This is a genomic window from Streptomyces sp. NPDC006193 (assembly GCF_040613915.1).
Lineage (GTDB): Bacteria > Actinomycetota > Actinomycetes > Streptomycetales > Streptomycetaceae > Streptomyces.
Genome location: NZ_JBEXTB010000017.1, coordinates 107,466 through 119,748, shown reverse-complemented (window position 1 = coordinate 119,748; position 12,283 = coordinate 107,466). Strand labels below are relative to the sequence as shown.

The following is a 12,283-nucleotide window of genomic DNA, read 5'->3' as shown; positions in this document are numbered from 1 at the left end:
CCCCAAACACAAAACACCAAAACAACCACCCCATTTATCTCCGTGGGCGCGGGGGGGGGGGGGGCGCGCCCCGGGGGGGGGGGGGCGCCGGGGGCCCCCCCCCCCCCCCCCCGGACTCCCCTGCGCAGGCCCTAGCCCCGGCGGCCCGCCGGGTCGTGGGCGGTGTCCCGGTCGCCGTCCTGCCCGGCCGGGCCGGAGCCCGTGGCGGTGGGGGCCGGCGTCCGCGCCCGGTCCCCGTGGCCCGGCCACCAGGCCGCGTGGCCGATCAGCGCGGTGAGGCTGGGGGTGAAGAACATCGCCATGACGAACGCGGCGATCGCGATGCCGAAGGAGACGGCGAAACCCATCTCCGTGAGCAGCGCGTTGCCGGCCAGCATCATCGTGGCGAAGGTCGCCGCCAGGATGAAGCCCGCCGCCGCCACGGTGGGACCGGCGTGCCGGAGTGCCATGCCCGCCGCCTCGCGCGGCTCGCGGCCCTCGCGGGCCTCCTCGCGCAGCCGGGCGATCATGAGGATGTTGTAGTCCGTGCCGATCGCCACCACGAACAGGTACATGATCACCGGGAGCATGAACATCAGGCCCGAGTGCCCCTGCCCCTCCTGGAAGATCCACACCGTGGCACCGAGGGTGGCGCCGAAGCCCAGGCCCACCGAGGCCATCAGGTACCAGGGAGCGACCACGCTGCGCAGCAGCAGTCCCAGGATGACCATGATGAGGGCGGCGGCGACGGGGAACACCGTCCGGTAGTCGTGGTTGACCGCGGCGTCGATGTCCTTGAAGATCGAGGACATTCCGCCGACGAGGGCCTCGGTGCCGTCCGGCGCGGCGGAGTGGGCGACGTCGCGGACCCGGCCCACGGCGTCGATCGCCTTGTCCGTCGACGCCTCGTACTTGAGGGTGACGGTGAAGTCCGCGGTGGTGCCCTCCTTGTTGACCTGCGTCATCCGGGCGTCGGCGACGCCGTCCACGGCGCCGAGCTTGCGGGCGTAGGCGTCGAACGCGGACCTGTCCAGCGGCTTGCCGTCGGTGCTGGACAGATAGACGTCGGTGGGCGCGGCGGCGCCCGCCGAGTACGCCTTCTGCATCTCGTCCTGGACGACCATGGACTCCTTGGTCTTGGGCATGGAGCCCGAGGCCAGGTCGAAGGTGGCCTGGTAGCCGAACGTGCCGACCGACAGGGCCAGCAGGATGAGGCCGGACACCGCGGCGGTCAGTGCCGGGCGGCGCTGCACGCCCCGGCCGAGGGCGGCGAAGCGGGCGTTCTCCGGTTCCGTCCGCCAGGACTTCGAGGGCCAGAAGACCTTCGGTCCGATGAGCGAGACCACGGCCGGGATCAGGGTCAGGCCCGCGACCAGGGTGGCGGCGACCGCGATGGCCAGCGCCGGACCCATCTGCTTGAGGAATCCCAGGGTGGACAGCACGAGGGCGAGGAAGGCGATGATGACCGCTCCGGCCGCCGAGGCGATGGCCTCGCCGACCCGGCCGACCGCGTTGACCATCGCCTCCTTGGGCTCCTCGCCGGCGCGCAGGCATTCGCGGTAGCGGAAGATCAGGAACAGGAAGTAGTCCGTGCCGACGCCGAAGAGCACGACGATCAGGATGGACGAGATGGAACTGTTGGCCTGGAGGTCGAACAGCTTGGTGGCGTAGGCGATCAGCCCGTTGGCGACGGCGGACACCAGGCCGATGAGCACCAGGGGCAGGACGGCGAGGATCGGCGCCCGGAAGATGATCAGCAGGGTGACCAGGATGATCACGAAGGTGCCGATGCCGATCAGCGCCTGGCCGCGCTCGGAGGAGTCCTGCTGGTCGAGTGCCTGCGCGGCGGAGCCGCCGAGCTTCACCTCGAGATGCGTGCCCCGGGCCAGTTTCTTGACCTCGTCACGCAGCGTCTTGGCCGCGTCCGCCTGTTCGGGCTGACCGGCGTTCTTGCTGTCCATCTGCACCAGGGTCAGGGTGTACCTGCCGTCCTTGGACGGCTGGCCGGGGACGACCTTCTGCACCTGGTCGATGTGCTTCTGGCCCAGTTCCGAGGTGATCCGGGCGACGTCCTTCTGGTCGGCGGCGGTGAGCTTGCCGCCGTCGGTGCGCTGGTAGAGCGCGATCGCGGACGGGGTGAAGGCGCTGGGGAACGCCTTCTGCTGGATGCCCGCCGCTTTGATGGATTCGTAGCTCTTGGGCAGGAAACTGCTTTCGTCGCTGTTGGAGGGGAGTGTCGGAGCGGTGGCGACGATGGCCACCGCGGCGATCAGCCACGCCACGATCGTCCAGATGGGATGACGGACGACGGCGCTGCCTATTCGTCGGAACATGCGGAGGGTCCTCCTGGGAAGGAAGATCACCGCAGCCCGGGGAGCGGTCCCTGGCATCGGCGACCCCGACCGGCGCGCGTCCAACACACCGGTCGCATGGTTGTCTTGGCCTCACATCCTAGTGACCGTGGCCACAGGTTTTCTCGCGGCACGAGCAGCCCGGCCGGGTGCCCTCCGCGGGAAGCCGCCGCCGCCTAGAGCGAGATGTCGATCTCCTCGACGTCGGTGAACTCCACGAGCAGGCCCTGGGCGCGGCGGCCGCCGTCGCGGAAGTACGTCTCCCCCAGTCCCTGGGCGGCGATCTCCTTCAGCCGGGACTCGGTGGCGCCCTCGTCGCGGGCGGTGAACAGGCGGTCCGCCCAGCGGGGCGGCAGGGCCTGGGTGATGTGGCGCAGCCGGGGGTCGTCCGTGCTGCCGGGCGCGGCGGTGAAGCCGAAGCGGGCGCGCGCGGAGACGACGATGCCCTCCGCCGTGGCGGCCCGTTCCTTCGCCCGCGCGCGGACCTGGGGCTGCCACCGGCTCCTGACCTCGTGCTCCAGCCGTGCGGCCAGCTCCTTGCGGGGCCGCTTGAGCGTGCCGGCCAGGTACCGTTCCACCGTGCGCTGGGAGACGCCGAGCAGTTCGGCCGCCGGCCGTGTTCCCTTGAGCCGCTTGACCAGGTAGCGCATCTGCGCCTGCGCGGACTTGGGCACGGGACGGGTGAACGCCTGCTCCAGGGCCCGGTCCAGGCTCTCCCCCACGGTGTCCACGGGCTCCTCCTCTCCGCTCGCGCACGATGCCGGGGCCGCTTCCGGACTCACCGGTCAGCCTATGCGACGGCGGCGGCCGCGGTCGTGCGTCCGCCGTCACCGACCAGCCGGCTCGTCGTCCTCGTCCCCCGCGGGGACCGGCGCGGCCTGGTTCGGCGCGTGCGTGGCCGCGCGCACCTGCCGCGCGGGGCGGCGCAGCGGCTCGCCGGGCGCCCTGCGCGGGGTGGGCGGGAGACGGTGGCCGGGGTCAGGCGGGCGCCGCGGTGAGGGCGGCGGACTTCTCGCGGGCCTCGGCGATCACACGGGCGCCCCGGTCCGGTGCGGTGTCGAGCCGGACGAGGACGGCCGGGGCCGCGATCGCGGGGAGGAGGTGGTCGTACAGCGCCGCGACCCGCTCTTCCAGGTCGGCCCAGCCGGCCACGGCCTGCGAGACGAACTGCACGCCGATCCAGGCGCCGAGGAAGACCTGGGCGGTCTCCTCGGGCACGACGTGCGGGAGTACCTCGCCGCGCGCCTGGGCCTCCGTCAGGACGTCCGAGGTGAGACCGGCCCAGGCCGGCCAGGCGCTGCCGAGGACCTCGTGGCCGTCGAGGTCGGCGGAGAGCCGGACACCGGCGAGCAGCAGGGGTTCGCGGGGCAGGCGCCTGGCCAGGGTCATGCCCGCGTCCACCCACTCCTGGAGCTTCAGTTCCCGGGGCAGGTGGCAGTCGGTCCGCATCTGCTCCTGCAGGACGCCCCGGGCCAGGGCCGCCTTGGAGTCGAAGTGGAAGTACAGGGCGCCCTTGGTCACGCCGGCCCGGTTGAGGATCTCGGCGATGGTGGCGGCGGCGTAGCCGCGCTCCGCGAAGACGGCTGCGGCGGCTTCCAGCACGGCGCGGCGGGTCCGGACAGCTCGCTGCTGCTGAGCCATGGGCCCTCCACAAGCTGAAAATTAAACCAAAACCGGTCGTACCTTATCGCACGACCGGTCAACGGGCTTGTTGGGCACAGCGGTTGGAGCGGACCGGTGCCCGGGCGGCGGGGGGATCCGGTACCGGTCGTGCGCCCGGGGCGCGGCCGCCGTGCGCTGGGGAGGGTCCGGCGTGCGGGCGGTGCGCCGAGCCGCGTGACGGCGGGCGCGTCATCGTTGCGGACGACAGGTCCGCGGCCGACGGACCGCACGACAGGTCCGCGGCCGACGGACCGCCGCACGACGACGGGTGCCGTGCAGCGCGGCGCTGCACGGCACCCGTCGTGTCGTCCGTCCTCGCCGTTCGCGCGGCGCCCGGGCCGCTTCCTCCGGGCGCCTGGTGACGGGGGCCGTCAGCGGGTGGACAGCAGTCCTTCGCGAAGCCGCTTGAGGGTCCGGGACAGCAGGCGCGAGACGTGCATCTGGGAGACGCCGAGACGTTCGCCGATCTGCGCCTGGGTGAGCTCCTCCACGAAGCGCAGGTGCAGGATCAGCCGGTCGCGCTCGTCCAGTTCGGCGATCATCGGCGCCAGGGCGTGGAAGTCCTCCACCAGCTCCAGCGCCGCGTCCTGCGTCCCGATGAAGTCCTGCAGCGCGGTCTCGCCGTCCTCGCTGCCGCTGATCGCCGCGTCCAGGGAGGCGGAGTTGTAGCCGTTGGCCGCGAGCCGGGCCTCGATGACCTCCTCCTCGGAGAGGCACATCAGCTCGGACAGCTCCTTGACCGTGGGCGTACGCCCCAGCCGGCTGCGCAGTTCCTCGGTGGCGCGGGCCAGCTGCACACGGGCCTCCTGCAGCCGCCGCGGCACGTGCACGGCCCAGGAGGTGTCGCGGAAGAAGCGCTTGATCTCGCCCACGATGTAGGGCACGGCGAACGACGTGAACTCCACCTCGCGGGAGAGCTCGAACCGGTCGATCGCCTTGATCAGACCGATCATGCCGACCTGGACGATGTCCTCCATCTCCTCCGGACCCCGGCTGCGGAACCGGGCCGCGGCGAAGCGGACCAGGGACATGTTCATCTCGATCAGCGTGTTCCGGGCGTACTGGTACTCGGGCGTGCCCTCCTCCAGCACCGCCAGCTGGTCGAAGAACACCTTGGACAGCTCACGGGCGTCGCGGGGAGCCACGCTCGACGGGTCGGCGAGTTCGGGCAACTCGACCGGCGTCCGTGTCTCCTGGTCCGCCACGGTCAGCGTCGTCATGGTGTTCCCCTCCCGGATCAATTCACTTCACATGCGCTGTTGTCATCGACGAAACGCCGCCTACCCGGGTTGCCGGCATGCATGCCTGTTCTTTCCGGCCGAGAATCGGCGGCTGCCCGCCGCGGCCCGTACGGCGCCCCGGCGACATGGATGCGCCCGGAACGGGAATCCGGTCGGTCGAGCGACATCCGAAGAGAGCAACTCCGTGAAAAGCAGGGGCCGTTCGGCCCGGAGACCGTCTACGCCGGAGGGGTCATGACGAGTTACAGCAGTCCTTCTGCACCTTCCTCCCGTTCCCGCACCAACGGCCTGGCGATCGCCAGCCTGTGCTGCGGCATCGTGGGGCTTTTCCTCCTGAACATCGTCCTGGGCCCCCTGGCCATCGTCTTCGGCATCATCGCCCGGCGCCAGGCGACGGGCCAGAGCGGCACGGGGATGGCCAAGGCGGGCATCATCCTGGGCGCCGTGGACCTGGTGCTGTGGCTGGTGCTGGCCTCCGTCGCCGCGCACAACGGCGGGTTCGGCTGGTACGTGGGCGGCTGACACCGCCGCCGAGCACTCCTCGGGGTGCGGCCCACCGCGGGTGGGCCGCACCCCGCGTCTGTGCCGGGCCGCGGACAGGTGTCGGAACGGAAGGCGGGGGCATCGGCGTTGTATGGGCACACAGTCTTGGGCACTGCGCGGACGGTTCGAGGCCCGAAGGGCGGCCGACAGCACGGCGATGGCCGTGGCGGCCCGGGCGGGCTTCGCCGCCCGCGGACTGATCTACATCCTGGTAGGAGTCATCGCGCTGCAGATCGCCTTCGGCGGTGACGGCGGCGGCCGGCAGGCCGACCGCGGCGGCGCGCTCGGGGAACTCGCCGGCAAGCCGTTCGGGTCGGCGATGCTGTGGATCGTGGGGATCGCGCTCGCCGGGATGGCGCTGTGGCGGCTGTCCGAGGCGGTGTTCGGCGAGGCCGGCCCGGACGGTTCCAAGCTGCGCAAGCGGGCGGCCAACGCCGGCCGGTCGGTCTTCTACGGCTTCGTGTCGTACTCGGTCCTGTCGTACGCGGCCGGCAACCAGGGCAGCGGCAGCGGGTCTTCGGACAGGCAGACCGACGACGTCACCGCCATGGTGCTCAAGTGGCCCGGTGGGCAGTGGATCGTCGGGATCGCGGGGGCGGCCGTGGTGATCGCCGGGCTGTGGATCGCGGTGCGCGCGGCGCGGAAGAAGTTCCGCAAGCATCTGTGGACGACGGCCATGTCCCCGCGGACACGTCGACTCACCGACTTCTTCGGCGTGACGGGCGGCACGGCCCGCGGGATCGTGTTCGCCATGGCCGGTGTCTTCGCCCTCGTCGCGGCCGTCCAGCACCGGCCCGGCAAGGCCAAGGGCATGGACGACACCCTGCGCGCCTTCCGGGACCTGCCCGCCGGGCCCTGGCTGCTCGCGCTGATCGCGCTCGGCCTGGCGGCGTTCGGCGTCTTCTCCTGGTTCAGCGCACGCTGGCGCAAGGTCTGACGCCCCGGCTGCCGGACCCGGCGGGAGTCGCGCATCCAGCGCCGGCCCCGCGTCCCGCCGCCCCTCGCGTCCCGGCACGGGACGACGGCGGCGGGCCCCGGCGTTCCGGGCGCCGCCGCCGTCGCCGTCGTCCCGCAGGACTCTCCACCGGGCGGCGGCATCCTCGCGGCGATCCGGGGCAGCCTCCCGGTGAGGCCGACTCCGGCCGAGGACGGGCGAGCGTGGACGAGGGACGCGTGACGGACATGGGCGAACAGAGGGAACCGGACCGGCTGTCGGTCGGCCGCAGCACCGTCGACGGCGTCACCGTCGTCACGGTGAACGGCGAGGTGGACCACCACACCTCCGCCGTCCTCCGCGAGGCTCTCGTCCCTGAGGACCCGGATGCCGCGACGCGTACGGTCGCGGACTTCAGCGGGGCGGCGTTCATGGACTCCAGCGGCATCAACGTCCTCATCGCCGCCCGCCGGGCCCATGACCCGGCGGGCCGGCTGCGCCTGGCGGGCGTCCGCAGGCCGGTCCTGCGCACCCTGGAGATCGTCGGCCTGAGCAGCCTCCTGCCCTGCTACCCGAGCGTCCGCGACGCCCTGTCGGCCTGAGCCCCTGTCCTTCGGGTCACCCGGGACCCCAGGGGCGGCGCGGCGGCGCCCCGCGCCGTGCGGACAGGCCGTCAGCGCGGAGGGCGGCACAGCATCAACAGGTCCGCCGGGCGCACCCGCACCGTCACCGGCAGCGTGGCCTCCACCTCGCCGTCGGCGCCGCAGGGCACCGGCCGGTCGGCCTCGATGCGGACGCAGCGGCCGCGCAGCAGGCGCACTTCGGGGCGCCGCACGTGGGCGCCGGTCCTGAGGTCGTTCATGAGGGCGAAGAAGAGCCGGCGCGGCGCCTCGCGGATCATCACCACGTCCAGCATCCCGTCGTCGACGCGGGCGTCCGGGGCGATGAGCCGGCCGGAGCCGTAGTACGGGGAGTTGGCGGCGACGACGGTGTAGCCGCGCAGGGTGTGCTCCTCGCCGTCGACGGTCACGCGGTAGCCGGCCGGCCGCCAGGCGGCGACGGCGCGCAGGCCGCCCGCGTAGTAGGAGGCGGCGCCGCGCAGCAGCCGCGTGTTGTTCGCGTGCCGGTTGGCCACCGCGTCCACCCCGGCGTACACACTGCCGAGGACCACGGTGCGCGGGTGGCCGGCCGACTCCACCTCGACGGTGTCGACCGGCCGCGGCTCGGCGTGCAGCAGGATGCCGGCGAGCGCGGCCGGGTCGGCGGGGAGCCCGAGCGCGCGGGCGAAGTCGTTGCCGCGTCCGGCGGGTACGAGGCCCAGCACGGCGCCGGTGCCGCTGAGCGCCCCCGCGACGCCGCCCGCGATGCCGTCGCCGCCCACGGCCAGGACGGTCCGGCCGCGTGCGCCGGCCCGGCGGGCGATGTCCCGGGCGTGGGCGAGGCTGCGGCTGTACTCGGTCTCCAGTCCGGCGCCGGCCGCGCGGAGCAGCCGGGCCAGGTGGAGCAGGGCCGCCGCCCCGGTGGAGCCGCCGGCGGTGGGGTTGACGACGGCGGTGAACTGTCGCATCGGTGTGCCTCCGAGGCAGGCGGTCGGACGGTGGGTCAGTCGGTGGGCAGCAGGACGCCCGGGTTGAGGAGCCAGTCGGGGTCGAGGCGGCGCTTGACCGCGCGCAGGGCGGAGACGGCGAGCGGGCCGGCTTCGCGGACGTACCAGTCGCGGTGGTCGGTGCCGACCCCGTGGTGGTGGGAGATGGTGCCGCCGGCCGCCAGCACGGCCTCGGCGGCGGCGCGCTTGGCGGGCGCCCAGTGCGCCACCGGGTCCTCGCCCTGGGCGCTGACGACGGTGAAGTACAGCGAGGCCCCGTTCTCGTACACATGGCTGATGTGGCACATCACCAGCGGCGGGGTGCCGGCGTCGGTGAGGGTGTCGGTCAGGGCGGTGCGGACGGCCCGGTACAGGCCGGGGATCCGGGACCAGAAGGCCGCGGTCTCCAGCGTCTCGGCGAAGGCGCCCGCCTCGAGCAGGGCGTCGCGCAGGTAGGGGGCGGAGTAGCGGCCGCGGGCCCACTGTTCGCCCGGTTCCGGGCCGGCGGAGGCGCCGCCGCACTCCGTCAGGACGGCCGCCGCCCGCTCCCGGCGCCGTGCGGTGTCCTGGGCGGTGCCCTCGTACCCGGTGATCATGAGGCATCCGGCGTCGCTCCGCTCCCGCCCCGCGCCGATCGCGTCGGGCTGGGCGAGGCCGATGAGCGTCTCGGTCTCGTCGGACAGGCGCAGCACGGTCGGCCGGGGCCCGTCCTGGGCGAGCCTGCGCAGCGCGGCGGCCCCGTCGTCGAAGGAGCGGAACCGCCAGCCCTCGTACAGCCGCGTCTCGGGCAGCGGGCGCAGGCGCACCGTGACGGAGGTGATGACACCGAAGGCGCCCTCGGAGCCGAGGACCAGCTGGCGCAGGTCGGGGCCGGCGGCGGAGCGGGGGGCGCGGCCGGTCTCGATCACGCCCTCGGGGGTGGCCAGGGTCAGGGCGAGGACCATCTCGTCGAAGCGGCCGTATCCGGCGGACGCCTGGCCGCTGGAGCGGGCGGCGGCGAAACCGCCGATGGTGGCCCACTCGAAGGACTGCGGGAAGTGGCCGAGGGTGAAGCCGTGGGCGGCGAGCAGGCCCTCGGCCTCGGGGGCGCGCAGGCCGGGCTGGAGGACGGCGGTGCGCGAGACGGGGTCCAGGTCGAGCAGGCGGTTCATGCGGCGCAGGTCGAGGGTGACGAACGCGCTGCGCTGCGGGGCGAGTCCGCCGACGACCGAGGTGCCGCCGCCGAAGGGGACGACGGAGAGGCTGTGGGCGGCGCAGGCGCGCAGCACGGCGAGGACCTCGTCGTGGGAGCCGGGCAGGACGACCGCCTGCGGCACGTCCGTGAAGTCGCCGGCGCGCATGCGCAGCAGGTCGGGGGTGGACTTGCCGCGGGTGTGCCGGACGCGGCTCTCCGTGTCCGTGCGGACGTGTTCGTCGCCGCCGACGGCCTCGGCGAGGGCCCGCAGTGCGGCGGGGGCGACCGTGGCGGCGGGCAGGCGGACGTCCGCGAGAGCGGGGGCGGGCGCGGTGCGCGGCCTGACGCCGAGCAGGTCGCGCAGCAGCGCGGTCACCGCGCCGGGCAGGGGTGCCGCCTCGGCCGGGTCTCCCCAGCCGTTCCACAGCATGTCCATTGAACGGTCGTCCTCACAGGTCGGCTGGTCGGTGTGGTGGTGAGCCCCGGCTCGGCTGCCCTCCGGGTACGGGGCCGCCCCGGCCGGCCCTCCGGGCGTTACACTGTGACACATGACGCCTATTCGTCACAACGCTTCGGGCGCCGACCGCGTCCTCGACGCGGTGCGCGACTGCGTGCTGGCCGTCGGGGTGCGGCGCACCACCCTCGCGGACGTGGCCCGCCGCGCCGGTGTCTCCCGGATGACGCTGTACCGGCACTGGCCGGATCTGCGGACCCTGGTGGGCGATCTGATGACCCGTGAGTGGATCGACGTGGCCACCCGGGCCATGCCGGACCCGGCGCCCGGAACCAGCACGCGCTCCCGGATCGTGGACGGCCTGGTGGCGGGCGTGGAGGCGTTCCGGGCGCACCCCCTCTTCCGGAAGATCGTCGACGTGGATCCGGAACTGCTCCTGCCGTACGTGCTCGACCGGCGCGGCGCGAGCCAGGAGGCGCTGCTGGCGCTGCTGGCCGACGCCCTGCGCGAGGGGCACGCGGACGGGTCCGTGCGCAGCGGCCACACCGAGCGGCAGGCGCGCGCCCTGCTGCTGACCGTGCAGTCCTTCACCCTGTCCCTGCGCACGATGACCGACGAGGACGATCCGGAGCTGGACTCCGCGGCCTTCCTCGGCGAGTTGCGCACCCTCCTGGAGAGGACCCTGACGCCATGAGCGCCACCGAGGCCGCACCCGGCTCGTCCCTGAACGCACGCCGGCGCGGCCGGGAGCTGGCCGAGGCCGCGGACGGCCGGGTGGCCGACGTCCTGGTCGTCGGGCTCGGCGCCACGGGTGCCGGAGCCGCGCTGGACGCGGCGGCCCGCGGTCTGGACGTCGTCGCGGTCGATGCCCACGACCTCGCCTTCGGCACCTCCCGCTGGAGTTCGAAACTGATCCACGGCGGGCTGCGCTATCTGGCCGCCGCGCAGTTCGACGTGGCCCGCGAGAGCGCGGTCGAACGCGGGGTCCTGATGACCCGCACGGCCCCGCACCTGGTGGTCGCCCAGCCCTTCGTGCTGCCGTTGACCCCGCTGGTTTCCCGTGCGCAGGCGTCGCTGGCGTGGGCCGGGTTCCGGGCCGGGGACATGCTGCGGCTGGCCGCCCGGACCCCGCGGCAGGTGCTGCCCGCCCCGCGCCGGCTGTCGGCGACGGAGGCACGGCACCTGGCCCCCTCGGTCCGGGCGGCCGGGCTGCGCGGCGGCCTGCTCTCCTGGGACGGCAGGGTGGTCGACGACGCCCGCCTGGTGACCGCCCTGGCCCGGACGGCCGCCGCGCACGGCGCCCGGGTGCTGACCCGGACCCGGGCGCTGGAGCTGACCGGGACGGGCGCCCGGATCCGCGACGAACTCACCGGCGAGGAGGGCGAGATCAGGGCCCGCGCGGTGATCAACGCCACCGGGGTGTGGGCGGGCGGGCTGGCCCACGGCATCCGGATCCGGCCGTCCCGCGGCACCCACCTGGTCCTGCGCTCGCAGCGGCTCGGCGCGCTGCCGGCCGGCCTGCACGTCCCGGTGCCCGGCGAGACCAACCGGTTCGTGCTGGTCCTGCCGCAGGGCGACGGCCGGGTGTACGTCGGTCTCACCGACGAGCCCGTCGAAGGAGGGATCCCCGACGTCCCGGAGGTCCCCGAGACCGACATCGGCTTCCTCCTGGACGTGCTCGGCTCCGTCCTGGACACCCCGGTGCGCAGGACCGAGGTCGTCGGCGCCTTCGCCGGGCTGCGTCCGCTGCTGGACACCGCCGGGCACGGCGGCGGCGCGGCCCGCACCGCCGACGTCTCCCGCCGGCACGCGGTGCTGACCTCGCCCGACGGCGTCACCACGGTGGTCGGCGGCAAGCTCACCACGTACCGGCGGATGGCGCAGGACGCGGTGGACGCCGCGGTCCGGGCTCGGGGCCTGCGCGCGGGCCCCTCCCCCACCGCCGAGCTGCCCCTGGTCGGCGCCGCCGCCCCCGGACGGCTGCGGGCGCTGCCCGTCCCCGGCCGCCTGGTCCGCCGCTACGGCGCCGAGGCCGCGGCCGTCCACGCCCTCGCCGCCGAGGACCCCGCCCTGGCCGAACCGGTGTTGCCCGGTCACCCCGTCACCCTGGCCGAACTCCTCTGGGCGGTCCGGCACGAGGGCGCGCTCGACGCGTCGGACCTCCTGGACCGCCGCACCCGGATCGGCGTGGTGCCCGCGGACCGCGCCCGCGCGGTCCCCGCCGCACGGGAGATCCTTCAGCGTGCGGCGGCCCCGCGGTCCTGACCCGCCCGACGGGACCGGCTCGCCGAGCCCGGCTGTACCGGGTGGAGCCGGACGGGCAGGGGGGTGCGGTCGAGCGGGCGGTCCCGTGCCGACGG

The 12,283-nt window shown here is 74.2% G+C and carries 11 protein-coding genes; 5 read left to right on the top strand and 6 right to left on the bottom strand.

The features are described from left to right. Positions 1-131: 131 nt before the first annotated feature. The 4 genes from ABZ261_RS17900 to ABZ261_RS17885 form a co-directional block, all read right to left on the bottom strand. Entirely contained in the window at positions 132-2,312 is a 2,181-nt protein-coding gene (locus ABZ261_RS17900; protein WP_356860142.1) for an MMPL family transporter, read from the bottom strand. A gap of 194 nt (positions 2,313-2,506) precedes the next feature. Continuing rightward, entirely contained in the window at positions 2,507-3,061 is a 555-nt protein-coding gene (locus ABZ261_RS17895; RefSeq protein WP_356860140.1) for an XRE family transcriptional regulator, read from the bottom strand. Positions 3,062-3,308: 247 nt separating this feature from the next. Next, positions 3,309-3,971 carry a ScbR family autoregulator-binding transcription factor gene (locus ABZ261_RS17890; protein WP_356860138.1) on the bottom strand — a complete coding sequence of 221 codons (663 nt, stop codon included), beginning with the start codon at positions 3,969-3,971 and terminating at the stop codon, positions 3,309-3,311. A 392-nt stretch (positions 3,972-4,363) separates the two neighbouring features. Further along, positions 4,364-5,212 carry an RNA polymerase sigma factor SigF gene (locus ABZ261_RS17885; RefSeq protein WP_356860136.1) on the bottom strand — a complete coding sequence of 283 codons (849 nt, stop codon included), beginning with the start codon at positions 5,210-5,212 and terminating at the stop codon, positions 4,364-4,366. A 255-nt stretch (positions 5,213-5,467) separates the two neighbouring features. Here ABZ261_RS17885 and ABZ261_RS17880 point away from each other — a divergent pair, with 255 nt between their 5' ends. The 3 genes from ABZ261_RS17880 to ABZ261_RS17870 all read left to right on the top strand — a co-directional run bounded on the left by ABZ261_RS17880 (position 5,468) and on the right by ABZ261_RS17870 (position 7,312). Further along, entirely contained in the window at positions 5,468-5,755 is a 288-nt protein-coding gene (locus ABZ261_RS17880; RefSeq protein WP_356860134.1) for a DUF4190 domain-containing protein, read from the top strand. A 112-nt stretch (positions 5,756-5,867) separates the two neighbouring features. Further along, the gene (locus tag ABZ261_RS17875; RefSeq protein WP_356860132.1) at positions 5,868-6,713 is read left to right on the top strand and encodes a DUF1206 domain-containing protein; all 846 of its coding nucleotides are present in this window, start codon (positions 5,868-5,870) and stop codon (positions 6,711-6,713) included. Between the two features lie 221 nt (positions 6,714-6,934). Beyond that, complete coding sequence (locus tag ABZ261_RS17870) at positions 6,935-7,312, top strand: STAS domain-containing protein (RefSeq protein WP_356860130.1); 378 nt, start codon at positions 6,935-6,937, stop codon at positions 7,310-7,312. Positions 7,313-7,383: 71 nt separating this feature from the next. Here the strand turns inward: ABZ261_RS17870 and ABZ261_RS17865 are convergent, their stop codons facing one another. Beyond that, positions 7,384-8,277 (bottom strand): YegS/Rv2252/BmrU family lipid kinase, encoded by an 894-nt coding sequence (locus tag ABZ261_RS17865; protein ID WP_356860128.1) that lies wholly within the window; start codon positions 8,275-8,277, stop codon positions 7,384-7,386. Between the two features lie 35 nt (positions 8,278-8,312). Continuing rightward, complete coding sequence (locus tag ABZ261_RS17860; protein ID WP_356860126.1) at positions 8,313-9,905, bottom strand: FAD-binding oxidoreductase; 1,593 nt, start codon at positions 9,903-9,905, stop codon at positions 8,313-8,315. Positions 9,906-10,017: 112 nt separating this feature from the next. Between ABZ261_RS17860 and ABZ261_RS17855 the strand changes: the two genes are divergently transcribed. Together ABZ261_RS17855 and ABZ261_RS17850 are read left to right on the top strand one after the other, a co-directional pair. Beyond that, the gene (locus ABZ261_RS17855; protein WP_356860124.1) at positions 10,018-10,617 is read left to right on the top strand and encodes a TetR/AcrR family transcriptional regulator; all 600 of its coding nucleotides are present in this window, start codon (positions 10,018-10,020) and stop codon (positions 10,615-10,617) included. Then, positions 10,614-12,188 carry a glycerol-3-phosphate dehydrogenase/oxidase gene (locus ABZ261_RS17850; RefSeq protein ID WP_356860122.1) on the top strand — a complete coding sequence of 525 codons (1,575 nt, stop codon included), beginning with the start codon at positions 10,614-10,616 and terminating at the stop codon, positions 12,186-12,188. Before ABZ261_RS17855 ends, ABZ261_RS17850 begins: the two co-directional genes overlap by 4 nt. Positions 12,189-12,283 lie beyond the last annotated feature (95 nt).

Coding starts and splice junctions, on each gene's coding strand:
- ABZ261_RS17900 (WP_356860142.1), bottom strand. CDS start 2,312: ATGTTCCGACGAATAGGCAGCGCCGTCGTCCGTCATCCCATCTGGACG.
- ABZ261_RS17890 (WP_356860138.1), bottom strand. CDS start 3,971: ATGGCTCAGCAGCAGCGAGCTGTCCGGACCCGCCGCGCCGTGCTGGAA.
- ABZ261_RS17885 (WP_356860136.1), bottom strand. CDS start 5,212: ATGACGACGCTGACCGTGGCGGACCAGGAGACACGGACGCCGGTCGAG.
- ABZ261_RS17880 (WP_356860134.1), top strand. CDS start 5,468: ATGACGAGTTACAGCAGTCCTTCTGCACCTTCCTCCCGTTCCCGCACC.
- ABZ261_RS17875 (WP_356860132.1), top strand. CDS start 5,868: ATGGGCACACAGTCTTGGGCACTGCGCGGACGGTTCGAGGCCCGAAGG.
- ABZ261_RS17865 (WP_356860128.1), bottom strand. CDS start 8,277: ATGCGACAGTTCACCGCCGTCGTCAACCCCACCGCCGGCGGCTCCACC.
- ABZ261_RS17860 (WP_356860126.1), bottom strand. CDS start 9,905: ATGGACATGCTGTGGAACGGCTGGGGAGACCCGGCCGAGGCGGCACCC.
- ABZ261_RS17855 (WP_356860124.1), top strand. CDS start 10,018: ATGACGCCTATTCGTCACAACGCTTCGGGCGCCGACCGCGTCCTCGAC.
- ABZ261_RS17850 (WP_356860122.1), top strand. CDS start 10,614: ATGAGCGCCACCGAGGCCGCACCCGGCTCGTCCCTGAACGCACGCCGG.